This is a genomic window from Flavobacterium sp. PLA-DH12, from assembly GCF_059511845.1.
The window spans coordinates 261,878-286,653 of record NZ_JCAMPD010000001.1; the positions used below are offsets into that span (position 1 = coordinate 261,878).

Here is a 24,776-nt window from a genome sequence, read left to right on the forward strand (position 1 = left end):
CTTCAGGTAAATATGCGACGATTCTTTAAAATTATTTTACTGTTTTTTCCTTTTTTTCTTCATGCCCAATATCCGGCAGCTGTAGAAACGGTTTTAAAAAAAGCAGGCACCAATAGGTCTGAACTTGAAAAAGCATTACAATACAGTATTAAAACCGGCGATCCCCTAAAACTAAAAGCTATGCAGTTTTTGATTGCCAATATGGACATTCACGCTTCTTCCAGCTATTATTGGGAAGATTCAAATGGTAGAAACATAAATTACAATGAGTTAGAATATGCTAATTATAAGTATGCTATGAAAAGTCTGGATTCTATTAAAGAAAAGAATCCGGGGATGAAAACTAAACCAATTATCTATCAAGACATTGAAACGCTAAAAGGGGATTATCTCATAAAAAACTTAGATCAGGCATTTGCATCTTGGCACTCGTCACCAATAAAAACAACTTCATTTACAGATTTTTGCGAATACATTTTACCTTATAGAATGAGTGTAGAACCGGTACAGGATTGGCGAACAAGTTATGCCGATAAATTCAAATGGATAAACGAAAAAATACCTTCAAATGGACTAAAACTGGTTTTGCAGCATTTAAAAGACGATTATAATACAAATTTTTATAACACCTGGAAAGAAATCAAGGATGAACCTTTGCCTAGGCTGGGTAGTATGCAATTACTTTTTCGTAAACAAGGATCTTGTTCCGATATTGCCGATTTAGGTGTTTTTACTCTACGCTCACAAGGTATTCCGGCAACAATCAATATTATTCCATTTTGGGCGACTTCTACAGGAGGACATTACACCAGTACATTTTTTGGAAAAAATAGTGAAGTCCTAAATTGCGATTTTGGTTCAAAAGAGCACCTCAATAATTTATTACGGGAGCCTGCCAAAGTATTACGAATATTGTATTCTAAAAACCCCGAAGTATTAGCGGCTTTTGAAAATCCGAATGATATCCCGAAAGGTATTCTGCAAGAGCAAAATTATATTGATGTCACTTCCGAATATTGGGAAACTACAAATGTAAAATGCCCATTATATCTTAATAAAAGCAATTTTAAAATCGTATACGCCACTACATTCAATGGACTATCATGGAGACCTTTTTGGTGGGGGAAAGCCATAAACAACGAGACAATTTTTACATCTTTATGTACAAAAACAGTTATTATTCCTCAATATTATGCAAATGGAAAATTAATTCCTGCGGGGCCACCTGTAGTGGTTGGTAATAAAGATCCAAAAGTTTTGATCCCTGATTTAAATCAAACTGTTGAAGTCACTATTACAGAAAAAGAAGGGTATCTAAAATTCAAACAGGGAATTACCTATAAATTCTTTTACTGGAATGATGGCTGGAAATCTTTAGGAAGCCAGATCGTAAACAATCCTATAAGTGAAATGAAATTTGAGAAAGTCCCAAAAAATGCTTTGCTTTTATTTTTAGCCAGTGATTCTAAGGGGCTCGAACGTCCTTTTATTGTAGATGATCAGGGCAACCGAAGCTGGTATTAAATTACTTAAACATCAAGAATAACTTAATCAGAATCTTCAATTTTAAATTCTTAAAGAATGAAAAAACTACTCCTTTTTCTTCCCATGCTGCTGTCATTTTCGGCCCTGGCACAACTTAGCTTAAAAGTAAGCAAAAACTATCCGGCTCATATTGTCTATAAAATAGATGATCTAATCTCTATCGTAAAACTCGACGAAGCTAAACAAATCAAAATAGCTCAAAAATTTCAAAGAATCGATAGTTTGGCAAATATCAGTTTAGCTCAAGGAGGCTCTGCTGATCATTTAAAGCCAGATTACAATATAAATGATGCGTTTTTACAAGATATTTTATCCCGCGAAGAATTAGAGCAATTTGCTTATGCAACGGACAAAGACAATCGTTTTTTAGCAGCATTAAATGCTGTTTCTCTTTTAAAGTTACAGCCAGAGCAAATAAGTAAAATACGCCAAATTAATGATTCTCTAAATGCTACAGTAAAAAAGACTTTGAGAAAAAAAATTCAATTTCAAAATTCAAAATTACAGAAAATCATAAACCAAAAACAGTACGTCACATTGTTGAGGCTATTGTACAAAGAACAATCAATAGAGGATGCTAAAATAGAGTGGGAAAGAATTCTAAACCTAAAAACAAACACACTGGGAAAAGAAAAGGAGGAACTCCGTTCAATAGTAGAATATTATTTGAGCAAAAATTCTTTGTGGGATCTAAAAGCTGAATATCAATTAGATAAAAAGAAAACTGACATTTTAATTATAACAACTAATATATCGCAACCTGCAGTCCTTCTATATACCAATATACTTACTGAGCGTGTGGCTATAAATAGATTTGCTTCCGTAATTCAATTTAAAAAAGAGCTTGACCTGAATCAAATTCAGACTGATTCATTATTACTTAAATATAGACAATCAGAAAAAATTAGATGTGAAAACAAACAAATTGATTTGAAAGGAAATCAAACTCTCCAAAAAGCCTTACCATCAGAATTTGAAAATATAGCCCGAATTATTACTCCGGAACAAATGAATAAGTGGCTAGCTTATAAAAATAGAACTGAAGCTTTAAAACAAGCAAAAGAAAGCTGGTCTAAACTAGAATTAGAATCACTCACAGAAGGATTGGATAAAGAAAAAACAATGAATGAGCTTTCCGTTTATCATTTAAAATACTTAGCAGCATCAGAGAAATCGAAGAACTGGAAAATTCCTGAAAACCATTATTTAATTCGTGATGTGGAACAAACAAAACCTGAAATATTGCAAAAATTAGATGCCATAAGCCGAAGCAAAACGAAAAACGAAAATGCAAAAAATGCTATGGCATGGTAATATTTCTCGTTAATACAGACTTCCGCAACATGAAATTAAAACATAGTGAATATTAATATTTAAATCTAACCGATTATAAACCATGAAAAAAATCTAATTATGAAAAAAACTACTCAAAAAGTAGCGACATTATTACTATTGCTGGGAGGTTTCTTGGGCCATGCACAAGTTTCCTCCGAAGTTAGAAAGACCTTAACTGAAGCCAGGCTACAACTCACAAAAGGCAGTGCAATCTATAATCCTGAAAAGGGGATTGATACCTACACAAAACTAGCACAACAAGAAAGCGCCGAAGCTATGAATGCATTGGGAATGACTTATTGTAAAGGGATTGGAGTGCCAGCAGATGAAAAATTGGCAATGCAATGGTTTGAGAAAGCTGCCCTGGCCGGTTACGCTAAAGGCTGGTATAATATCGGACTAATGTTAAAAGAAAACGAACCTATAAAAGCGATTACTTATTTTGAAAAAGCTGCAAAAAGCGGTTATGAAAATGCATGGGAAAAATGGGGAACAATGCTTCTTAAAGGGGACGGTATAGCACAGGATTATCCTCTTGCTTTGAGTATTTTTAAACAGGGAGCAGATAAAGGAAATTCCAATTGTATTTATTCTATTGGATATATGTACTATAAAGGATTTGGACATGAACAAGATTATAACCTTGCTTTACAACAATTTGAATTAGGATCTCAAAAAGGAAATCCATCTGCCATGTATATGTTAGGTTTGTGTTATCGTAATGGTTATGGAGTAGCCATAGATACAGAAAAAGCTAAATTTTGGCTTAACAAATCAGCAGTAAGAGGCTTTGAAAATGCAAGAAAAGAACTTGCTGATCCCGAAGCGGAAAATGCCAATCCAAAACAAATAAAAACAACTTCTAAACCTATCTCGGAACTTAATACCATTGTGCAAGCAGATGCACCAGATACTTTTAAAAAGGTAAAACAAGCTTCTCTTAACAAATCGATCTCTGGGAATTACATAGGAACCTTACTGCGATATGATTGGAGCGGACAAAACATTATTAGTACGACACCACTTGACATAACATTAAATCAAGATGGAAAACAAATTACTGGAGAATGGAGGGAAACTGATACAATAACTTTTACTGCTCAAATACAGGAAAATGCTATCGTATTTAAAGATTCGAAAATAGACCGTACAGAGCACTTTTATAAAGGGCGACTGAATACTTATGAATTTAAGGAAGCGCAATTGCAGTTGTTACAAACAGACGAAACACTATTTCTGATAGGCAACCTTCAACTCTATAACATCAAGCAACGCGAGAACGAAAAGCCGATGTATTTGATTTTAGAAAAAAAACATGAGCAAACTCAAAAGACAAGTACGGCTGAAACTCTGTCAAAAGTAATCGTATACCCCAATCCATTTACTAGCAGTTTCCAATTAAGTTTTGATTTGAGCGAGGCAACTAATGTTGGTGTAAGTGTACACAATTTATCAGGACAATTACTCTATGCAAATCAATGGGATAATCTGGAACAAGGCAAACAAACCAAAACTATAAATCTTGATTCCGCACCTGGTTATTATCTATTGCGCTTAGCTTATGGACAAGAAGTAAAGACCTCTCTTTTAATTAAAAAATAAGAATTATGAAAAATAAATATTATATTTTTGTCCTCACGTTCTTTTGTGTTTTTATAGGGCAAAAAAGTTATGGACAGGATTACACAGTAAGCGAAGCCGTAGATATATTCCTCGAAAACAATCCAGAATATGAAGTTAATGAACTTGATACCTGGGAATATATTGATATTCTAAATAATGACACAAATCCTTACAATGACTATGTAGATACCAATTCAGACGGACAAATAAATGATGATGATGATTTGTACCGTCAAACCATGATAAATAGTCTTGGTATTAATCATGACGATAATCCGGTAACTTTAACAGATGAAGAGCTACAAACATTATTTGAAGCATGTGTCAATTTACAAGAAGTTGCAGTAATTAATAATTATCATGATCCATTATTCGGGGACAACGGTTTTTTTACTGTAAATCTTGAAGATGCTACGATAGAGCATTGGAATTCAATAACTGAACTTATTGATAGCACTTATGAAGATGTAGTTGATGACTTATCCTTTTATGGTTCGGTAATGAGAGATTGGGTAATTGAAAATGAAACTTCTCTTTTAGGTTTTGCTCACCATCTTCAACAAGCCGCAGGCTACACTCAAATAACAGGTTTAGCAATAGCTGCATTTACAAGTATCACTGGTGTTGGAGGAATATTTGGCGCCGGTATGTATGCCTTTGGGGGCGCAGTAAACGAAATTGGTGTTCTAATGGAAGTTGCAATTTTGTATATTGCTCATAATGATGGAGCCAATGGAGAATTTAAAGATTATTTACAATCAAAAATTGCTGATGGTTTATTAGATTCTGTATTACCTGGTCATACCGCTCTTTCTCCTGAATTAAGTAGTGCTGTAGATACAATAAATGAAGCTATTAAACAAGCTTATGGAAGTGCAACAGATTGATTCAATTTAATCAAAAAAAATGAAATACATATTGTTTTTAGTCCTTAAATCTTTTTCCTTTATAATAATGGGATATTTGCTTTATATATTATACGGTTGGAATTTAGAAAAATTTAAAAACGGAAATAGAGATTCCATTTTTTATAAGGCAAAGATAATAGGTGCGAAGATATCATTATGGTCTATACTTTTTGTCCTGGCTTTATTGACAATTAGCTCTATTAGAGAAGCAATAGAATTACTAATAAGATAAGTAGAATTATGGTTTTAAAAATAATACATGTTTTTATGTCTTTTTTTTTAATATACATTGGTATAACAATGAAAAGGAATAAAGATTCAAAAGCATTAGGTAATTACTCAGCCTTTAAAAAATATTGGTTGTTTTTTTTAATAGTTGGTGTAACGCAACTCCTATTTATGGCCTTTTTAGGGAAATAATTTTATAATCATTTTTTTATTACTAATTACCTTAAATGGTACCGCCTTAATAGAAATTTAATCTATTAGCTGGTAAGCTAAAGAATTTTGTCTCATATTACTGTCTGCGCCAAAAAGTTTGACACTATTTTGGGAATCGTTTACAAATATGAGACAATCTTTTTTTAATCTTCTCAGATTGCTTACAACTGAAGCAAAACTTAATCAAAAATATCAATCACTCAATGGATATTATTATCAATATATTTATTACTGTTCTAATAATATTATTTTTTTATCTTATCTTAAAAAAATTGGATCCTAATTTTACTATAAACACAAAAAGTGTTGTTTGCCCTAAATGTAAAACTAAACTTCCTCTTATAAGAATGCCTAAGAGTTTGAAACAAGCAATTTGGGGTGGACATACATGTCCCAAATGTGGAACAGAATTGGATCAATTTGGAAAAATTATTGATTAAAGAACAATAGAGCTGAAAATTTTCCAAAGCCATAAAATGCAATAAACAACACCTTCTTTCAAATATTTTATTTAAATTTGCTTCAACCACTAGGTTAATGTGTTCTTCAAAAAAAGAGAATAGCAGATTTGCAAAATGCGATTTTTCAATTGAAATATTGGATAGAAGTTTACTTGTTTTTGGTTTGTTTTATTTTGTTCAGATTCATACTTACTTTATACCTCATAATCTGGAAACCCAGTAAACACTAGGCTGTTAATTTCTGAATCGAAAAAACAGTTCCTCGTGATATGAAAAAGGCTTCTTTTTCATCGAAAAATTTAGTGTATTAAGTTTATTCACTATTATAAACTATCGCCGTTCGTAATCTTGTTGCAGAATTTTCGCATAAAAGATTTGTAGATGATACCTATCTTGCAGCAAAAATTAAGACTCTCCCTTTTCACTCTAAAATAAACTGCAAATGACCTAATCATATTTTATTGCAAAATAATTTTAAAACTGAATGAATTTTTCGATCAATCCCCAACAGGACATCTAAACCAAAAATACAAAGCCAATGGAAGACAGCCCCTACATATAGTAAGCCAATCTCTTCAAATCATCCAAAAAAGATGTTGTAATTTGTCCTGTCGAGGTCACAAAGCCAAATGGCGTCAATTGAAGACAATTGGCGCCATTTTTTTTAAACATAATTGCTGATGGACAACAGCTGAAAATTGATTTATTCCTCACTAAAATAAAGCACAAAATAGCCCCGATAGTAGCGGAAATCCTTCTGCGCCGGGGTTCGGCGCAGAAGATTGAAGCGCATAGCGGGAAAAAGCTCCAAAAAAAAAACAAACCTAAAAAACAAACCTAAAACTATTGCCGTGTGGAACTGCATGATAAGCCGTCTCTGGGCTGTTTCCGCCTCCTACCTGATATGGAATATCCGCTCTTGAGCTGATAAATCCTCCCACGATGCTCCCATGACTATTGCCGCCAGATTCTTAAGATCTTCATACGTGCTGGGCTTCACGGCATAAAAATCCGCTCCCAGGGCAAAAGCCCTTTGCATTGTTTTGGCTGCACTGTCGATGGAATAGACGATGATCCTTGCATTTCCGGGAGCCGGGCCCATGCCTCTGAGCCTTTCGATGCACTCAAAGCCGTCCATGCCCGGCATATAAAGGTCAAGGAATATGAAATCGGCAGGCTCCTGCTCCGGTTTGGAAAAATGCTCGATGAGCTGCTGTGCGCTGCAGAGCTCAAATATCCTGAAAGGCCGATCGAGCTCCAGAAGCGCTTCATGGAGCAGCATGCGGTCGTCCTCATCGTCATCGGCTAGGCATATGATTATTTTCGGGTCTTCATCCATGATCTGTCGGTTTTTCGCTGCCGAATAAAACCATCATACAAGGATCCCTCAAGCCGGCTGCGCCACAGCCCTCAGAAAATCCCTGAAAATCGAATTATTCGGCTCTTGGTTCAATAATTTTCCAATTTAGGAATTCTGGCGCCCTGAAACAAATACGGAAACAGATTTTACATAATTTCCACCTTAAAGATGGGAATTATGTAAAATCAGCATAAGAATTCCGCTTCAAAAAAACACCTCAAGCGCATCATTTATAGATATGCCCTAGATGCCTGGCTCTGCCTGGTCTGTCTGGCGCTTGAATTCCAGTTTATTTTTATGACAGATTGATTCTGTATTTTTCTTCTGTAGGCCAAGAAGATCTATCGGGCATAAACCGCCCTATCTGGAATACTTTTTCAATAAATTCTATGCTCTGGTCCACTGGCGTATTCTCCTCTTTCAAGTGGCTCGCAAAATGGCCTATCAATTTTTGGATAATCCTGGAACTGACCAGATCCATCTGAACCTCGTCAAAATGGATTGCTTTCTTCTTTTGGAAAGCAAACTCAGTCGATACAATCTCATTCAGTTTTGCTTTCAATGCATGGATGGTCGGTGCGCATTTTCGGCCGTTCACCCAGGCATACAGCTCTGATTTCAGATCCTCAATAATGGCTTCTGCGGCAGGAATATGCTGTTTTCTTCTCTCCAGCGTCTCATCGGCAATCTGGGAGAGATCATCCAGATGCATTAAAGTCACGCCGGGTATTTCTTTGACATCGGCATCCACATTTCGCGGAATGGAAAGGTCCAGGATCAATAAGGGCTTATGCAGGCCAAGAAGTGTTTTATCAATAGTGGGGCTTTGCGCTCCCGTAGCCACAACCAGCACATCCGCCCTTTGCAGTTCTTCTTTCAGATCGCCGTAACCCTTTACGATGACATTGAGTCTTCGCGCCAGCAATTCGGCTTTGTGTCTTGTTCTGTTTATAAGGGTTATATGACTGTTTTTGGTATGCTTTAATAAATTTACGCAGGTATTTCTGCCTATTTTTCCTGTCCCCAGCAGCAGAATATTTTTGTTCCCTACATCAGCTGCATTCTGGATTATATACTGTACCGATGCAAAAGAAACCGACGCGGCGCCGCAGGAAATTTTAGTCTCTGTCTTGACTTTTTTGCTCGCCTGGATTACGGTGTTTACCAGGCGGTCCAGAAATGTGTCGGCCAAACCTTTCTCTCTGCTGCGGCTAAAAGCGGTTCTGATCTGGCTGATGATTTCAAAATCGCCCAGGATCTGGCTCTCCAAACCTGTCCCTACCCGGAACATGTGGCTGACGGCCTGGCTGTTTTTATAGATGTAGCCAAATTGCTGAAATTCCTCCACGCTGCCTTTCGTATGGCCGCAAAGCAGTTTTATCAGTTCATACGGATGAGAAGCCCATCCATAGATTTCAGTCCTGTTGCAGGTGGAAATTACAATCAACGACTCTATGCCCTCGGTTTTGGCCTGCGCCAGCAGGTCAGACTGGCCTTCAGCATCCAGGCTGAATTTCCCCCTGATCAGGGCATCTGCTTTTTTATAGCTTAATCCTAAGGCGTAGAAAGTGGTGTTTTGGGAAAGCTTAAAATTTTCCATGGGATGGCTTTGATTAAAGATTCGAAAAAAAAGGAGTTCTGCTCTGGAAAATCAGTCCGCACCCGTATGTGCTGCCATGCGGACAAGCGCCTCCAGTCAGTATGGTCCTTGTATGAGATATATGGTCAAAGATGCCATGCAGCAAATTTGCAACTGCAAAGGGATTCCTTTAGGCAGACATGCTTGTTTTGGAATAAGACAATGTCTTAAAAAGAAAACGCCGCCCGCAGAAAAAGGCGGCGTTTTTTGGGAAGATGAATTATTTTTGGACGATGGGCGTTCTCAATGATTCCAAAACTGCCACAATATCCGTATAAAGTTCGGTGTTTGAAGCAACGCCGTTCGCATTGGCGGCCGCTCCCACATAACCTTCGAATTTCGTATAGTCGGCACTGCTGGATTTTGTTCCCATTCTAGGGTTTGTCGCAGGGTTGTGCGCCGCTGCCATGCTCAGGCCCGAATACGTATTAACTGCATTTGTCCCTCCGGTGTTGAAGGAAAAGAAATCAGTCAGGTTATCGGATAATTTTGCAATATTTGTAGCCTGGGTCGTTCCGGTTTCGGCCAGAAGGGGCGCAAAATGCGCCTGCAGGTTTCCTGATGCATTGGACTGGATATCGGCAACTATCAGTCCGATTGTTGAATTGACCACTTTGCGGAAGCTAAGGCGTCCCTGCTCGATCATCTGTCCTGAATTATCAGGATCGGCAACCATTTTAGTGCCTCCCAACCGCTCATATATGGATGCTTTTACAGGAGCCGGAGTCTCATCATCATTGCTGCAGGATGTAAAAACAGCCGTTGAAAGGAATAACGCGATTAAGGCGATTTTAGAATAATTTTTCATAACAATAATATTAAAGGTTAATTAAAAAAATGATTGATCTTCTGGGACAGCTTGTAGCCCAGACTGTTCTGGTCCATAGGACAGACTTCTTTGGATGCCAGATTTTCAGGCAGTATATAGGGCTGCGCATCATAATGCCTTTTGGCCATCAGCTGCGCATAGACCTTTTTTGAATTGGTGATCCGGTTATTATGGAAGTAAACCACCACGTTTCTCTTGATAATGATGGAATCCGAGGTCAGCCCTTTGATGGATCTCAGGTCAGCGCAGATCTGTCTGGCCTGTGCAGAATCGATAGCCTGCTTGAAATCAATGCGGCTTACCTGCAGGTTTGGAGTGTCATAAACCGCAGGCTTGGCAGTAATGATATGGAAAAGAAGAATTGCTGAAAACAGGACCGTTGTTCCCATTGCGATCCAAAGACCTTTTTTGATGTGCTTGTTGATTTTCATACGTGATTTTTATAGCGGTTAGATTTAAGGTCATATACGGAAACTTTTTTAGGATGGTTTTAACAAGTAAAAAGAAAACTTTAGTTTAGAATTGTTTTAAATAATCTGAATCCTTTCCACAGCATCAGCCATGCCTAAAACAGCATCCCGCATCATCTTTTCATACTGCCCATGTTTTTGGAGATATCGCCGGCAAAAGCCATGATTCGGATTTCAATGGACAAAAAGAGGTCTTCCTGCAATCTGTAAAAGAGTTTTTGGCGTATATAGGTGAAAAGCATTCCTTGAGATGAAAATCATCTCTGCTCTGCAAACCAAAAAAAAAAAACGTTATGAAACTACAAAAAGCATGTGCCGTTTTATCAGCTGCCATAATCCTTGCAGGCTGCTCCAATGATGATTCCGCAGCTCCGACGGACACCACCGCCCCTGCCGGATCAGCAACCTATGACAAGGATGTGAAATCAATTATTGACAATAACTGCATTGTCTGCCATGCGGCGGTTCCCACAAACGGTGCGCCCATATCCCTTGCCACATATGCCCAGGTCAAAGAGGCCGTTTTAAAACGAAGCCTCATCATCCGCATTTCCCTTGAAAACGGCAATAGCGTGCTGATGCCCAAGGGAGGCCCCAGAATGCCCCAGGAAACTATAGATATAGTCAAGCAATGGGAAAAGGACGGATTATTTGAAAAATGATTTTAATATCCGCGGCAATACTATACTCTGCCCCGGGCGGTTAAATGATCCCGCCGCAGGCAGATTTAATGCAGGAGCCTGCTCCGGTGCGCGGGTCGCCACCTTAATGTATAGTGGTTAAAAATACCCCTTAGAGAACCTCTGGTCAGCATTCAATTTCAGAAAATGAAATCCCATTTAAAGGCGATTTGATGCCCAATAATTATCTCATAAGCATAATAAGAGCTATATTTGCCGTTTCGGATATCAAAAAGAAATAAAATCATCTCATCTCCCCTAATGCCGCCCTGCAAGAACATACTGATCTTCCTGCTTACCGCCCTGCGTCTTCTCCACGGCAGTGAGCCTGAAAAGCTTTCATCGGCTGTATTCTCTGATCCGTCCATGGAAATCCTTGCAGACTCAGATGGAACAGCTTCAGTTTTCAGTGCACCGGGCGCTAAAAAAAAAGTGAGAATAAATAGTTCATCCAATGAACGGAAAACCAAACTCAAGCCGTCCGTTTGTGTTTTGAAAAATGAAAAATTCCGCTTTGATGCTGTTTTGGCGAACTGCGCCATAGACAGCTCGCTTTTCAAGAACAAAATAGCCTGCCGGCTGGACAGCAGCAGCCTGCTTCACCTATTTCACCTTTTCTAGAAATCCCTTAAACAGCGTACCGTATTTTCGGCCTTTGGGTCCGGCTTTTCACTTCGCTAAATTTCCTTAATCTTTTAAGACTCGCTGCATCTTCACCATTTTTAGCCCCATAGGCCGCTAGATCCCGTGAATTGTTTACCATTCAATGTTTTTCCTAAACATCTGCTGGATATCATTTCAAGTCGTTTCCTATTGCAAAACTAATCGTGTTTTATCTCTGCAGGCCTAATTGGTTTTAATCATTTATTAATCAGGATACCCGTATCCGCTCTCAAAATTCCATGAAACATTTATTCTTGCTTTTCATATCCTTGCTTATATGCCAGACGGCGGCGTCTCAAAAAAAATCGCTGAAATTCTACCTTGAACAGCATCAGGGCAAAAAAATTGACACCATATTCCGCATCGGCACTTCTGACAGCATCAAAGCCGGGCTCCCGGCAACATTGATATGCGGAAGATTTAAGGGACCGACCTTTGCCATCGTGTCAGGAGCGCGGCCCTCAGAACAATCGGCAGTACAATCACTTTTAAAACTGCGCCGCGAGATAAACCCTGAAAAACTGGCCGGGAGCCTGATCATAATTCCGATAATGAATCTAGATTCCTTTTTTTCTTCCTGCCAAAATAACGGCCTGAATACGGATTTAAATCTGGATCAGTATTTTCCAGAAGCCCAAAAAAGCATCGTCAATGGGCTTGCAGCCGATTTTATAACCACCCATATTTTTGATGCTACTGATATTCTTCTGGATATCAGATCAGCGGGCAGCAATGAAGACCTTATATCATATGCCAGCTACTATCATAACAGTGAACTTCCCCAGCAGGCCCTCTTGTGCTCGCGCCTGTGCGAAATCAGCGGTTTGGGAACCGTAGTTGCCAGGCCTTATCTTCAGCCTTGCGGGCAGCCTTCCAAGCAGATCTCCAGACAGGCAGTGCGCCTTGGCATTCCAGCCCTGAGCATAACGGCGGCAAAGCAGGCCGCCGCCGCCAGATCTGAAATAGGCCCGGCCATGAATGCTGTGTATAATATGCTGGCCCAGCTCAAAATGTATCAGCATAAACTGGCTCCGCAGGCAGTGCTTCCAAAAAGATTCTTTAATGACCAGCTGCTTGTAGCCTCACCTGCAGAAGGCTTGTTCTACAGCAGCGCAAAGGCCGGCAGCAGCATTATCAAAGGTGAGGAAATAGGCTATATAACCGATGTTTTCGGCAGGAACGTAAAAATAATAACCGCGCCGGCAGACGGAACAATCCTTAAAAAAAGCACCGGACTTGCCGCCAGCACATCTGCCCCGCTTTTCTGGATCGGCCGCAGCAGAAGCAGTAATGAAAAAGAACAGGAAAAATAAGACTGCTGCCCGCATTTTCCTTAACGAAAAACTCTTTGGATTCTTCTAAAAATCAATCCCGATTTGTTTTTTCTGCCCTTACCGGCTAAATTTGCAGATATGACAAAACTAATAAACCTAAATATTTTCAAACGATTTTTCTCCTCCTCCTCAGCCGGAGGCGTCATCCTGCTGCTTTGCGTAGCTATATCGCTCACTATAGCCAACATCGGGTGGGCAGAATCGTTTAATGGTCTGCTGCAGATGAAACTTGGCAGGGATTTTGGAGCCATAGATCTGGAATATCCCCTTATTACCTGGATTAATGACGGTCTTATGGCTGTATTTTTCCTTTTGGTCGGCCTGGAAATCAAAAGGGAAATCATCGAAGGGGAACTCTCTTCCTTCAGACAGGCGTCCCTGCCGGTGCTTGCAGCTATCGGCGGTGTTGCTGTGCCGGCCCTGCTCTACGCCTCGCTGAATGCCTCAAATCCGCAGACGGCCGCAGGCTGGGGAATTCCCATGGCCACCGATATTGCCTTCGCACTCGGCATTATTTCCCTTTTGGGCAGCAGAGTCCCAAACGGGCTTAAAATTTTTCTGGCCGCACTTGCCATCGTTGACGATCTGATCGCCATACTGGTAATCGCAATATTCTATTCCAGCGAAATCCATCTTATCTACCTTGCCTATGCAGCAGGCATCATGTCGCTTCTGATCATTTTTAACAGATGCGGGGTAAAAAACATATTCTGCTATATCATTCCCGGGGCAGCAATGTGGTATCTGGTGCATCATTCAGGCATCCACGCCACCATTGCAGGGGTACTGACGGCGCTCGCCCTGCCCACCAATGAGGATGACACCGAATCCCCGTTGGAAAAACTTGAGCACAGCCTTACCATTCCGGTAAACTTTTTCATAATGCCACTGTTTGCCATTGCCAATACGTGCATCACTTTTGAGAGCGGAATGATCGAAGGGCTTGCAGGAAGCATCGGGATGGGTATCATACTGGGATTATTTCTCGGCAAGCCCGCCGGGATTTTTTTAATGTCCTGGTTAGCCGTTAAGCTCAAAATTTCAGAACTGCCCGACCAGACATCATGGCCTCATGTACTTGGACTAGGCATTCTGGGCGGCATCGGCTTTACCATGTCTATCTTTATTGCCCTTTTGTCCTTTAAGCAGCCTGAATTACAGCTGCAGGCAAAATTTGCCGTTCTTACAGCTTCCCTTCTGGCCGGCGCGCTGGGCTATGCCATTTTATATCTCTATGGCAGAAGATCCGAAAAATCATAACAAATTTTCAATGCAGCGGCTATTTTGGGCCCGTGCAGCTTGAAATGCTTTTTTTTGCTTTATTCGAAAAAGGGTTTTATTTGCAAAAATAAGGCCCTTTTTTACGCCATCCTTTACGCGTGCACAGGCAATCATACCTTGATCTATGCGCCATAAGGCTACTTCTCGCGGCGGTAGAGCACCACGTTTTTGACGCCCAGCCTTTCATTGAGCCAGGTCCTGAACTTCTCCTTATCGGCCTGTCTGATTGGTTTTGCCGCGTCATATGCCACAGCAGTCACCTCGGCAAGCGAATCGTTTTTTAATGCGGCCTGCTGGCGCACAATGGCCAGGGAACTTACTTCGGGAAACAATATTCGGATTTCCTTCAGAAATGAGGCATTATCGAACTCATAGCGCGAGAGCTGCTTCTGGAGCTGCATGATCTTCACATCCTTTGCATTGAGCTCATTCTCACTGCTTTTGATCTGGCTCAGGATATCGCCCTTCAGCGCACTGAAACGGTCGGTGCTGTCTTGCCTGATAATCAGTTGGGCACCCTTCAAAAACTGGTTCTCACCCATTTTTTTTCTCAGAAGGCCCATTTCGGAATCTGTAAATCTCTTGGAAAGGAAAGCCAGCTCCAGCACTTTCCCCTTTGGAGCATAGGAACTCTTTTTATAAACCATCGTGTAGCCTTTAGCTGTGAACTCCTGATCGGCGAAAAGGTCTGCACTTTTGATGAACTGCTGCTTCTCATACAGCGTATAGGCAAGATAGGCGCTCGGGATAATCATAACGGTAATGAGTACGGAAATGAAAATTCTGACTTTTCTCTGCTGTCCCTTGTCCACAGCCTCTTTGGCAGGATATTTAAGATATTTTACAATCAGGAAAGTGGATATGCCGATAAACACGCAATTTATGCAGTACAGGTAGAAAGCGCCTAGGAAAAAAGGCCACTGCATAGTGGCAATGCCGTAGCCTGCCGTACAGAGCGGCGGCATGAGGGCCGTGGCGATGGCGACCCCGGGAATGGGATTTCCCTTTTCGGTCCTGGTGACGGCAATCACGCCCACCAGCCCCCCAAAGAAGGCAATAAGTATATCATATATATTGGGAGATGTGCGTGCAAGCAGTTCGGACTGCACTTCCTTGAAGGGGCTCAGGTAAAAATAGACCGTCGAGAAAAGAAGGCTTACCAGAGTGGCATTAAGCAGGTTGCGCAACGATTTTTTTAGCAGGGAAAAATCATAGATTCCCAGGGCAAAACCCGCCCCCACTATCGGTCCCATCAGCGGGGAAATCAGCATCGCACCTATGATCACCGCTGTAGAGTTCACATTAAGCCCCACAGAGGCAATAATGATCGCACAGGCCAGTATCCAAAGATTGGCGCCTTTGAAATCAATATTTTTCTTGACACTCTCAAGGGTCTTACCCTTGTCGTCTTCATCCTCATGGAGGGTGAAAAATCCTGAAAATTTCTCCATAATCTGCTTCTTGATAAAATTTCTGTATTTTGAATTTAAAAAAAATATGCATATCATCCAAAACAATTGTGAAATTGCCCTGCAGACCATCTGGAGAAGACCGGATGCAGGTACAGTGTTGCGGCATGTATATTGGGACTTTAGATCGAAAGCTGGATCCCCATGAAATAAGGCGGAAGAAGCTGATATTATGCATTTTCCCCCAATAGCCTTTTTTGAACTTAGAAAATCAGCATTCCTTTAAATTCGGCGCTCCCAACCGCATAGAGAAAGGAAAAACAGAACTCTGTAAAGGATAAGGAATTATCGGCTCTGGATACCCCATGGAAGCTAAAAGCAGTGCTATTAATAAATTGTTTGTTAAAATCTGATGCTGAAACAAAGCTGTGGCGTATCTTTGAAAAAATTGCCCCTATAATCCCGCAGCGCTTATTGCCGCATTTAAAATCAATGCACGGGCGCGCGTACACAGTTTTCACTTTCATGTTTAAAAAAAAGCTTTTACAGATTGAGGCCCTTCTTATTGTAGGAAGAAAAAAAATGTCTCCCAAACAGTTTATATTTCTGGCCAGCGTCCTTGTCGGGATCACTTCCGCCTTGGCCGTCATACTCCTAAAATCATTTGCCCATTCGGTTTATCAGGCCGCTGCATATGCCAACAGCATACTAAAGCTGAGCTTTATCAACTCAGTGCTTCCCGTTATAGGGATCCTGCTCACGGTGATGGCCACCAGAAGGCTCCTTGGAGGGACCATTGAAAAAGGCACTTCCCAAATCCTGTATCTGGTAGCCCGCAAAGCCAGTATTGTTCCCAAAAAACAGCTTTATGCGCAGATTCTCACAAGTTCCCTCACAGTGGGGCTTGGAGGCTCGGCCGGGCTTGAAAGCCCAATTGTGGTTACAGGAGCCGCTTTCGGTTCCAATTTTGCCCAGCAGTTCCGATTAAGCTACAAAGACAGGACGCTCCTTCTGGGCTGCGGAGTCGCGGCCGGAATCGCCGCTGCTTTTAATGCGCCCATAGCAGGGGTGCTGTTTGCCGTTGAAGTGCTTCTGGTGGATGTGACCATAGCAGCCTTTACACCGATTATGATCGCCGCCGCAACCGGCGCCCTGGTTTCTGCAATCCTGCTTAACGAAAATATACTGCTCAGCTTCCGCCAAAAGCAGACTTTTGATTACCACAACATCCCACTGTATATCCTTCTGGGCCTGTTTACAGCTTTTCTTTCGGTCTATTATTCAAGGAATTTTCTCAAAACCGAGCACTATTTTGCAAACCTAAGGCTCGGTGCATATAAAAAAGCGCTTTTCGGCGCTCTGGTCCTCGGACTTCTCATTTTTGCATTTCCAGTCCTGTTTGGTGAAGGATACGAAAGCATCAAATCTCTGGCCGACCGCAATCCGGGCGAACTTCTGGAAAATACCCTCTTCAAGGACTTCAGCTCCAATCAATGGGTGCTTCTGGCTTTTGTGGGGGCATCAATGATGCTCAAGGCTTTCGCATCAGGCATTACCCTTGGCAGCGGAGGCAACGGAGGAAATTTTGCGCCATCGCTTTTTCTGGGCTCATATGCCGGATATTTTTTTTCTAAATTCCTTAACCTTACCGGACTGACCGACCTTCCTGTAAGCAATTTTGCCATAGTGGGCATGGCGGGAATACTCAGCGGACTCTTTCATGCCCCTCTTACAGCCATATTTCTTATTGCAGAAATCACAGGCGGATATGATCTGATCATCCCGCTTATGATTGTCGCCTCGATAAGCTTTGCAATCTCAAAACGTTTTGAAAAGCATTCCCTGGATGTAAAAGGGTTGGTAAAAAAAGGGAATGTCTTTACCAGCAACAAGGACACCAATATCCTCTGGACCCTTAAAATGGACGCCATACTGCAGAATGATCCCAAAACGCTTGCTCCTGAGGATGACATCCACATGGTTCGCAGTGTGATAAAAGCTTCCGATCAGGGAATGTTTGCCGTGACTTCTGGGGAAAAACTGCTCGGCGTGGTCTATTTCAGCGATATAAAGGAATTTATATTCAATGATACCGATATCAGGGCGAAAGACCTAATGGCCGCCCCGATGGAAATCGTTTATTATAATGACAGTATGGAGACCGTAATGCAGAAGCTGGAAAAAAGCAGCAGGTCCTATCTTCCGGTTCTCAAGGAGGATCTCTATTGCGGCTATATAGACAAGGGCGCTGCATTGGAAGCCTACCGAAATCAGCTTAAATCCATGATTTTTGAATAATTTCCCCCAGTAGAAATACAGCAGATAAAACCCAAAAGATAAAAATTTAATCTCTTGAAGCTAGTAAAAAAATCAATCTGCAAAATAAAGGAAGCATAAAATCCGAAATCAGCATTTCTATGTTTATTTTAGATCTCAGGCATTGCTTTTAAGGAATCCTTTCAGTAAATTTGTAGCTCTTATGAAGAATTGGTACACTAAATTATTCGTTTCTATTGTCATTCTTTTAAATGGATATGGCAGCACTTATGCACACAATAACATTGTTTTATTTAAAAAGTTTTCTTTTTGCACTGTTATTAATAATGCTCAAAATGAAGCCAGTTTAAATCGTGGACGTTCATTTGAATCCTTTAAAAGGAAAATGTGCCTTTTTGATAATGAAGAAAATGAAGAGAACTTTTCTTCGGTGCAAAAACAGCTTGTCAAAAGCAATTACTTTTCATTTTTTCACATCAGCAATCATTTTGCCGTTTCTGCGACTGCTTTTACCCAGAAAGTAAATGACTGCAAAATCTTTAGTTTACTTTATAATAAAGTATATCTCCTGTTTCAGGTTTTCAGAATTTGATTTTTGCTATCGCTATTTCAAAATAGCCGATTCCTTTATTGTTCTATCCTCTGTGTTCTAATTTAGAAAATAGAAGGATACGAGCTACTATGGTCTATTTCCGAAGGCCTTTTTACTTAAAAATCAAAAATAAATTACGTTTTAATGCTGAAATAATTATGAAGAGAATTTTCATGATCATGACTTTATGCGCCTTAGTTTTTGCGGGCTGCAATTCAAAAAAAGAAGAAGAAAAAGAGGAAAAAACCAAATTTCTGGTTACCAGTCCGATTGAAAAAGATACTACAATTACAAAAGATTATGTATCTCAGATACACTCTATCCAACATATTGAAATAAGAGCCCAAGAGCGCGGCTATCTTGAAAAAATCTACGTTGACGAAGGACAAATGGTAAAAAAAGGACAGCTCTTGTTTAAAATCATGCCTGCACTTTACGAAGCAGAAATGAAAAAATCTAAAGCAGAAGTAAGTTTCAGCGCAATTGAATACCAAAATGCCAAAAAACTAGCCGATGAAAAAGTGGTTTCTCCAAACGAACTGGCAATGGCAAAAGCCAAACTGGAAAAAGCAGATGCCGAACTGGCCTTAAGCAAAGTTCATCTTCAGTTTACAGAAATCAGAGCTCCTTTTGACGGCATTATAGACAAATTTCATGTTCGTCAGGGAAGTCTAGTTGACGAAGGAGAATTGCTGACAGAATTGGCAGACAACAGCTCAATGTGGGTTTACTATAATGTTCCTGAGTCTGAATATCTGGATTATCAAGAAAAAGCAGAGAAAAACGGCAAAATGAAAGTAAATCTTCTAATGGCCAACAACAAAAAGTTTCCCTACACCGGTGTAGTAGAAACTATTGAAGCCGATTTTGACAATGAAACGGGAAACATTCCTTTCAGAGCTGTTTTTCCTAATCCGAAGAGATTATTAAGACACGGTGAAACGGGAAGCATTCAGATGCCTATTGATTTGAAAAATGCAATGCTGATCCCTCAGAAAGCCACATTTGAGGTTTTAGATAAAAAATATGTCTATGTGATTGACAAAAACAATGCAGTAAAATCCAGAGAAGTTGTTATTGCTGCCGAAATGCCCCACCTATTCGTAATTAAAGAAGGCTTGTCAATTAATGATAAAATACTTTTAGAGGGACTTCGTCTTGTAAAAGAAAATGAAAAGATAAACTACGAAGTTGTAAAACCTCAGTCGGTACTGTCAAATTTAGGACTCTATGCAGAATAACCGAATCTAAAAAAAGAACACATGTTTAATAAATTTATACATAGACCCGTTTTTGCAATTATAATTTCGATTATAATTGTCTTTATAGGCACGCTTTCAATCAAGCAGCTTCCAATATCGCAATTCCCGCAAATTGCGCCCACGACCGTAAACATCTTTATCGCTTATCCGGGTGCAAGTGCCGATGTACTGGTAAAATCCACTTTAATTACATTAGAGAATTCACTAAACGGCACGCAAGGCGTTCGTTATATGGCAACAGATGCCACGAGTGCTGGAGAAGCGACACTTAGAATCATATTTGAACCAGGAACAGATCCTAATGAAGCCGTAATCAGGGTTAAAACAAGGGTAGATCAGGTAATGCCATTATTACCTGAACTGGTTCAGCGTGAAGGAGTTGTTATTACTCCTATACAGCCAAGTATGCTAATGTATGTCAATCTTTACTCGAAAAGCAAAAGCATGGATGAGAAATTCCTCTATAACTATGCCGATGTCAAAATGATTCCAGAAATCAGCCGTGTAAAAGGTGTTGCGAGAACACAGATCTTAGGAAGCCGCAAATACGCCATGCGTGTATGGCTGAATCCGGACAGAATGAGAGCTTATAAAATTTCTGTTGAAGAAGTTATGCAAGCACTTCAGGAACAAAGTATCATTGGCCGTCCAGGTCGATTAGGACAAAGTTCTGGTATAGCAGCGCAATCTCTAGAATACGTATTAACTTACAAAGGGAGATACGACGAACCTAAACAATATGAAAATGTAATTGTACGCGCCAATTCTGAAGGTGAAAGCATTCGCTTAAAAGACATTGCAAAAGTAGAATTAGGAAGTGAGTTTTTCGATATTTACTCCAATTTAGATGGCCATCCTTCTGCCGCAATTGTATTAAAACAAAACTACGGAAGTAATGCAAGTGACGTAATCAATGATGTAAAAGCAAAACTGGAAGAAATGAAAGCGAGTTTTCCTCCAGGAATGGATTATAAAATCAGTTATGACGTTTCGCAATTCTTAGATGCTTCTATTGATCAAGTGGTTCATACTTTGAGAGATGCATTCATTTTGGTTGCTTTGGTTGTGTTTATATTTTTAGGAGATTGGCGTTCTACTTTAATTCCGATTATAGCGGTTCCTGTATCGTTGATTGGGGCTTTCTTTGTTATTCAGCTGTTTGGAATGTCAATCAACTTGGTTACTCTCTTTTCATTGGTATTAGCAATCGGAATTGTAGTCGATAACGCTATTGTCGTCGTCGAGGCCGTCCATGCCAAGTTTGAAGAATTCCCGCATATTACGCCTTATCATGCCGTTAAATTAGTATTGGGCGAAATTGGAGGTGCCATTATTGCTATTACAGCCGTTATGGTTTCTGTTTTTATTCCCGTTTCGTTTATGTCGGGACCGGTGGGAACTTTCTACAGACAGTTTTCGGTTACCATGTCGAGCTCGATTATCATTTCTGCTATTGTAGCTTTGACCCTTACTCCTGTTCTCTGCGCCATTCTTTTGAAAAACAACCATGGAAAAGAGAAAAAAGGAAATATCTTGACAAAATCGCTTGATGCTTTCAACAGATGGTTTGAAAGGCTTACAGGCCGTTATGTTGCTGTTCTAAAAACAATTGTAAGCCGAAGAGTATTGACTTTTGGAATCCTGATTGCGTTTTGCGCTTTCATTTTTATAGAAAACAAAGTGCTTCCTTCAGGATTTATTCCTAGTGAAGATCAGGGAACCATTTACGGAATCATACAAACGCCGCCAGGTGCTACATTAGAAAGAACCAATCAGGTTGCTCAGAAATTGCAGAAAATCTGCGAAAAGGTTGAAGGCGTTGAATCGGTTTCTTCTCTGGCAGGTTACGAAATCATGACCGAAGGTCGTGGTTCTAATGCTGGAACCTGTCTGATTAACTTGAAATCATGGTCAGACAGAAAACATTCTGTAACAGAAATCATGGAAGAACTCGAAAAGAAATCTAAAGATCTGGGTGCTGTTGTAGAATTTTTTGAACCGCCAGCAATTCCTGGATTTGGTTCTTCTGGAGGTTTTTCTATGCGTTTATTAGACAAAACAACCAGCACCAATTATCAGGAATTTGATAAAATCAACAAGCAGTTTATGGCCGAACTGGGCAAACGTAAAGAACTTTCTGGTCTGTTTACTTTCTTTGCCGCCAATTATCCGCAATACGAACTAGAGATTAATAATGATCTGGCTATGCAAAAAGGCGTTTCTATCGGCAAGGCAATGGAAAACCTAAATATTTTAATCGGAAGCACCTACGAACAGGGATTTATCAAATTTGGAAGGTTTTTTAAATTGTATGTCCAATCTGATCCAAAATTCAGAAGGCTACCATCAGATGTATTGAATCTCTTTGTAAAAAATGATCACGGAGAAATGGTGCCTTATTCGGCATTCATGACACTCAAAAAAACGCAGGGCCCTAATGAGATCACGCGTTACAACATGTATAATTCTGCCGCTATTCAGGGTCAGCCTGCAAAAGGATACACTACTGCAGATGCCATTAAAGCGGTACAGGAAACCGCTCTTAAAACACTTCCTAAAGGGTATGATATTGCATGGGAAGGTCTTTCTTATGATGAAGCTGGAAGAGGCAACGAATCGCTTTATATCTTTTTAGTGGTATTGGCTTTCGTTTACTTCGTATTGGCTGCACAATATGAGAGTTTTATTATTCCGTTGTCTGTAATTTTATCTATTCCTGTTGGAATTTTAGGTTCGTTTGTCATTCTACAAATAATGGGCTTGCAAAACGATATTTACGCTCAAATCGGATTGATTATGCTGGTCGGATTGCTTGGTAAAAATGCCGTACTGATCGTCGAATTTGCTGTATTAAAACATTCGCAAGGCGCGACAATTCTCGAAGCTGCAATTGAAGGCGCCAAAGTTCGTTTTAGACCCATCTTAATGACATCATTTGCCTTTATTGCTGGTTTGATACCGTTAATTTTTGCTTCTGGAGCGGGCGCAATTGGAAACAGAACTATTGGAGGATCTGCGCTTGGCGGAATGCTTTTCGGAACCATTTTCGGAGTAATCATAGTTCCTGGACTATATTACATTTTTGGTTCATTGGCACAAGGCCGAAAACTAATTAAAGGAGAAGAAGAAAGCTCTTTATCTGATGATTTCATACATCATGTAGATGATTTTTCAAAAAACAATCAAACGGAGGAAAATGAAGAATAACAGAAATATAAAATACGCAGGTCTTATCTGCGTATTACTCTCTATAGCGGGCTGTAAAACAACTTCTATTGTAGAAAAAACAGAAAATAAAACGGTACCCGAAAACTATGCTGATAATGGTTTAGACACTCTAAATACCGGAAAAGTTAAATGGAGAAGCTATTTTACAGATGAAAATTTGGAGAATCTGATTGATATTGCATTGAAAAACAATCAGGAATTGAATATTACGCTTCAAGAAATTGAAATTGCTAAAAGCGAAGTAAAAGCACGAAAAGGAGAATATTTGCCTTTTGTTGGTTTTAGCGCTGGTGCCGATTTAACCAAATCTGGAAGATACACCAGCACAGGTTCTGGCGAAGCAACAACAGATATTATGCCTGGCAAAGAAACACCTGATCCGCTTCCTAATTATCGTTTTGCACTGACTTCAAGTTGGGAAATAGATATTTGGAACAAACTTCATAATGCAAAAAAAGCCGCTTTAAACCGTTATTTAGGTTCTATTGAAGGAAAGAATTTTGTGATTACCAATTTGATTGCAGAAATAGCCGATTCGTATTATGAACTTTTGGCTTTGGACAATCAACTAGAAATCACCAAACAAAACATTGACATTCAAACCAATGCTTTAAAAGTGGTTAAAATACAGAAAGAAGCTGCAAGAGTGAACGAACTGGCTGTACGTAGATTTGAAGCGCAGATTTTGAGTACGCAAAGTCTTCAGTTTGATATTCAGCAGCAAATTACCGAAACGGAGAATAAAATCAATTTCTTATTAGGGCGTTTTCCTCAAAAAATTGCCAGAAGCAGCAATACTTTCAGCACTATTACTCCGGCAGATATTCACGCAGGAGTACCTTCCCAGCTTTTAGAAAATCGTCCAGATATTAAAAAAGCAGAAATGGAACTAATTGCCGCAAAACTGGATATTAAAGCTGCTAAAGCGAAATTTTACCCTTCGCTAGGCATTTCAGCAGGGATTGGATATGAAGCTTTTAATACCAAATATTTACTGACTTCTCCAGAATCTTTGTTGTATTCTATAGCAGGCGATTTGGTTGCTCCTCTAATTAATAGAAATGCAATAAAAGCAGAATATCTTACCGCTGGAGCTAAGCAAATTCAGGCTGTATACAATTATGAAAGAACATTGGTAAATGCTTATGTTGAAGTTGCCAACCAATTGTCTAAAATTCAAAATACGGCAAAAAGCTATGACTTGAAGTCACAGCAAGTTGATGCTTTAAACGAATCTGTTCAGATATCTAACAATTTGTTTAGTTCTGCCAGAGCAGATTATATGGAAGTTTTATTGACTCAAAAAGATGCTTTAGAATCTAAATTTGAACTTATCGAAACCAAAAAACAGCAGATGAACGCCTTTGTTAATGTTTACAGAGCATTAGGAGGTGGCTGGAATTAGTAGTTTTCATAAATATTTCCATCAGAAAATAGGC

19 protein-coding genes are annotated in these 24,776 nt (G+C 39.8%); 13 read left to right on the forward strand and 6 right to left on the reverse strand.

All coding sequences use genetic code 11. From position 1 onward, the window contains the following. Positions 1–12 precede the first annotated feature (12 nt). From AC5ZCW_RS01220 to AC5ZCW_RS01240, 5 genes are all read left to right on the forward strand, one after another. Positions 13–1,524 (forward strand): hypothetical protein, encoded by a 1,512-nt coding sequence (locus tag AC5ZCW_RS01220; protein ID WP_496117371.1) that lies wholly within the window; start codon positions 13–15, stop codon positions 1,522–1,524. Between the two features lie 57 nt (positions 1,525–1,581). After that, the gene (locus AC5ZCW_RS01225; protein WP_496117373.1) at positions 1,582–2,859 is read left to right on the forward strand and encodes a hypothetical protein; all 1,278 of its coding nucleotides are present in this window, start codon (positions 1,582–1,584) and stop codon (positions 2,857–2,859) included. A gap of 99 nt (positions 2,860–2,958) precedes the next feature. Continuing rightward, positions 2,959–4,482 carry a T9SS type A sorting domain-containing protein gene (locus AC5ZCW_RS01230; protein ID WP_496117375.1) on the forward strand — a complete coding sequence of 508 codons (1,524 nt, stop codon included), beginning with the start codon at positions 2,959–2,961 and terminating at the stop codon, positions 4,480–4,482. 5 nt (positions 4,483–4,487) lie between these two features. Next, positions 4,488–5,390, forward strand: a complete 903-nt coding sequence (locus AC5ZCW_RS01235; protein WP_496117377.1) for a hypothetical protein — start codon at positions 4,488–4,490, stop codon at positions 5,388–5,390. A gap of 665 nt (positions 5,391–6,055) precedes the next feature. Continuing rightward, on the forward strand, positions 6,056–6,292 hold the full coding sequence (locus AC5ZCW_RS01240) for a hypothetical protein (protein ID WP_496117378.1): 237 nt from the start codon (positions 6,056–6,058) through the stop codon (positions 6,290–6,292). Positions 6,293–7,208: 916 nt separating this feature from the next. Here the strand turns inward: AC5ZCW_RS01240 and AC5ZCW_RS01245 are convergent. The 4 genes from AC5ZCW_RS01245 to AC5ZCW_RS01260 all read right to left on the reverse strand — a co-directional run bounded on the left by AC5ZCW_RS01245 (position 7,209) and on the right by AC5ZCW_RS01260 (position 10,572). Next, on the reverse strand, positions 7,209–7,652 hold the full coding sequence (locus AC5ZCW_RS01245; protein WP_281632470.1) for a response regulator: 444 nt from the start codon (positions 7,650–7,652) through the stop codon (positions 7,209–7,211). A gap of 316 nt (positions 7,653–7,968) precedes the next feature. Beyond that, positions 7,969–9,273 (reverse strand): glutamyl-tRNA reductase, encoded by a 1,305-nt coding sequence (hemA, locus tag AC5ZCW_RS01250; protein ID WP_379799943.1) that lies wholly within the window; start codon positions 9,271–9,273, stop codon positions 7,969–7,971. Positions 9,274–9,532: 259 nt separating this feature from the next. Beyond that, positions 9,533–10,120 carry a globin family protein gene (locus AC5ZCW_RS01255; RefSeq protein WP_129053246.1) on the reverse strand — a complete coding sequence of 196 codons (588 nt, stop codon included), beginning with the start codon at positions 10,118–10,120 and terminating at the stop codon, positions 9,533–9,535. A 17-nt stretch (positions 10,121–10,137) separates the two neighbouring features. Further along, the gene (locus AC5ZCW_RS01260; RefSeq protein ID WP_281632468.1) at positions 10,138–10,572 is read right to left on the reverse strand and encodes a hypothetical protein; all 435 of its coding nucleotides are present in this window, start codon (positions 10,570–10,572) and stop codon (positions 10,138–10,140) included. A 332-nt stretch (positions 10,573–10,904) separates the two neighbouring features. Between AC5ZCW_RS01260 and AC5ZCW_RS01265 the strand changes: the two genes are divergently transcribed. Next, positions 10,905–11,273, forward strand: a complete 369-nt coding sequence (locus tag AC5ZCW_RS01265) for a hypothetical protein (protein ID WP_129053244.1) — start codon at positions 10,905–10,907, stop codon at positions 11,271–11,273. Between the two features lie 158 nt (positions 11,274–11,431). On the opposite strand, the gene AC5ZCW_RS01270 is transcribed toward AC5ZCW_RS01265, so the two are convergent. Continuing rightward, positions 11,432–11,833, reverse strand: coding sequence for a hypothetical protein (locus AC5ZCW_RS01270; protein ID WP_496117380.1), 402 nt, complete (start codon positions 11,831–11,833; stop codon positions 11,432–11,434). Between the two features lie 360 nt (positions 11,834–12,193). On the opposite strand from AC5ZCW_RS01270, the gene AC5ZCW_RS01275 reads away from it, so the two are divergent. Both AC5ZCW_RS01275 and nhaA read left to right on the forward strand, forming a co-directional pair. After that, positions 12,194–13,267 (forward strand): succinylglutamate desuccinylase/aspartoacylase family protein, encoded by a 1,074-nt coding sequence (locus AC5ZCW_RS01275; RefSeq protein ID WP_129053242.1) that lies wholly within the window; start codon positions 12,194–12,196, stop codon positions 13,265–13,267. 99 nt (positions 13,268–13,366) lie between these two features. Continuing rightward, complete coding sequence (nhaA, locus tag AC5ZCW_RS01280; protein WP_129053241.1) at positions 13,367–14,548, forward strand: Na+/H+ antiporter NhaA; 1,182 nt, start codon at positions 13,367–13,369, stop codon at positions 14,546–14,548. A gap of 158 nt (positions 14,549–14,706) precedes the next feature. Here the strand turns inward: nhaA and AC5ZCW_RS01285 are convergent, their stop codons facing one another. Next, on the reverse strand, positions 14,707–16,020 hold the full coding sequence (locus AC5ZCW_RS01285) for a DUF389 domain-containing protein (RefSeq protein ID WP_281632466.1): 1,314 nt from the start codon (positions 16,018–16,020) through the stop codon (positions 14,707–14,709). A gap of 483 nt (positions 16,021–16,503) precedes the next feature. Between AC5ZCW_RS01285 and AC5ZCW_RS01290 the strand changes: the two genes are divergently transcribed. The 5 genes from AC5ZCW_RS01290 (at position 16,504) to AC5ZCW_RS01310 (ending at position 24,742) form a co-directional block, all read left to right on the forward strand. Continuing rightward, positions 16,504–18,276: a chloride channel protein gene (locus AC5ZCW_RS01290; protein WP_281634778.1), complete on the forward strand. Its 1,773-nt coding sequence runs from the start codon at positions 16,504–16,506 to the stop codon at positions 18,274–18,276. Between the two features lie 181 nt (positions 18,277–18,457). Further along, on the forward strand, positions 18,458–18,847 hold the full coding sequence (locus AC5ZCW_RS01295) for a hypothetical protein (RefSeq protein WP_281632465.1): 390 nt from the start codon (positions 18,458–18,460) through the stop codon (positions 18,845–18,847). Between the two features lie 158 nt (positions 18,848–19,005). Then, positions 19,006–20,088, forward strand: coding sequence for an efflux RND transporter periplasmic adaptor subunit (locus AC5ZCW_RS01300; RefSeq protein ID WP_129053238.1), 1,083 nt, complete (start codon positions 19,006–19,008; stop codon positions 20,086–20,088). 21 nt (positions 20,089–20,109) lie between these two features. Then, the gene (locus tag AC5ZCW_RS01305) at positions 20,110–23,316 is read left to right on the forward strand and encodes an efflux RND transporter permease subunit (protein WP_496117383.1); all 3,207 of its coding nucleotides are present in this window, start codon (positions 20,110–20,112) and stop codon (positions 23,314–23,316) included. Then, positions 23,306–24,742 (forward strand): TolC family protein, encoded by a 1,437-nt coding sequence (locus AC5ZCW_RS01310; protein ID WP_026729725.1) that lies wholly within the window; start codon positions 23,306–23,308, stop codon positions 24,740–24,742. Before AC5ZCW_RS01305 ends, AC5ZCW_RS01310 begins: the two co-directional genes overlap by 11 nt. Positions 24,743–24,776 lie beyond the last annotated feature (34 nt).

What these genes read in the sequence shown, in the direction of transcription:
- AC5ZCW_RS01220 (WP_496117371.1), top strand. Translation starts at nt 13, where the DNA reads ATGCGACGATTCTTTAAAATTATTTTACTGTTTTTTCCTTTTTTTCTT.
- AC5ZCW_RS01225 (WP_496117373.1), top strand. Translation starts at nt 1,582, where the DNA reads ATGAAAAAACTACTCCTTTTTCTTCCCATGCTGCTGTCATTTTCGGCC.
- AC5ZCW_RS01230 (WP_496117375.1), top strand. Translation starts at nt 2,959, where the DNA reads ATGAAAAAAACTACTCAAAAAGTAGCGACATTATTACTATTGCTGGGA.
- AC5ZCW_RS01235 (WP_496117377.1), top strand. Translation starts at nt 4,488, where the DNA reads ATGAAAAATAAATATTATATTTTTGTCCTCACGTTCTTTTGTGTTTTT.
- AC5ZCW_RS01240 (WP_496117378.1), top strand. Translation starts at nt 6,056, where the DNA reads ATGGATATTATTATCAATATATTTATTACTGTTCTAATAATATTATTT.
- AC5ZCW_RS01245 (WP_281632470.1), bottom strand. Translation starts at nt 7,652, where the DNA reads ATGGATGAAGACCCGAAAATAATCATATGCCTAGCCGATGACGATGAG.
- hemA (WP_379799943.1), bottom strand. Translation starts at nt 9,273, where the DNA reads ATGGAAAATTTTAAGCTTTCCCAAAACACCACTTTCTACGCCTTAGGA.
- AC5ZCW_RS01255 (WP_129053246.1), bottom strand. Translation starts at nt 10,120, where the DNA reads ATGAAAAATTATTCTAAAATCGCCTTAATCGCGTTATTCCTTTCAACG.
- AC5ZCW_RS01260 (WP_281632468.1), bottom strand. Translation starts at nt 10,572, where the DNA reads ATGAAAATCAACAAGCACATCAAAAAAGGTCTTTGGATCGCAATGGGA.
- AC5ZCW_RS01265 (WP_129053244.1), top strand. Translation starts at nt 10,905, where the DNA reads ATGAAACTACAAAAAGCATGTGCCGTTTTATCAGCTGCCATAATCCTT.
- AC5ZCW_RS01270 (WP_496117380.1), bottom strand. Translation starts at nt 11,833, where the DNA reads ATGGCGCAGTTCGCCAAAACAGCATCAAAGCGGAATTTTTCATTTTTC.
- AC5ZCW_RS01275 (WP_129053242.1), top strand. Translation starts at nt 12,194, where the DNA reads ATGAAACATTTATTCTTGCTTTTCATATCCTTGCTTATATGCCAGACG.
- nhaA (WP_129053241.1), top strand. Translation starts at nt 13,367, where the DNA reads ATGACAAAACTAATAAACCTAAATATTTTCAAACGATTTTTCTCCTCC.
- AC5ZCW_RS01285 (WP_281632466.1), bottom strand. Translation starts at nt 16,020, where the DNA reads ATGGAGAAATTTTCAGGATTTTTCACCCTCCATGAGGATGAAGACGAC.
- AC5ZCW_RS01290 (WP_281634778.1), top strand. Translation starts at nt 16,504, where the DNA reads ATGTTTAAAAAAAAGCTTTTACAGATTGAGGCCCTTCTTATTGTAGGA.
- AC5ZCW_RS01295 (WP_281632465.1), top strand. Translation starts at nt 18,458, where the DNA reads ATGAAGAATTGGTACACTAAATTATTCGTTTCTATTGTCATTCTTTTA.
- AC5ZCW_RS01300 (WP_129053238.1), top strand. Translation starts at nt 19,006, where the DNA reads ATGAAGAGAATTTTCATGATCATGACTTTATGCGCCTTAGTTTTTGCG.
- AC5ZCW_RS01305 (WP_496117383.1), top strand. Translation starts at nt 20,110, where the DNA reads ATGTTTAATAAATTTATACATAGACCCGTTTTTGCAATTATAATTTCG.
- AC5ZCW_RS01310 (WP_026729725.1), top strand. Translation starts at nt 23,306, where the DNA reads ATGAAGAATAACAGAAATATAAAATACGCAGGTCTTATCTGCGTATTA.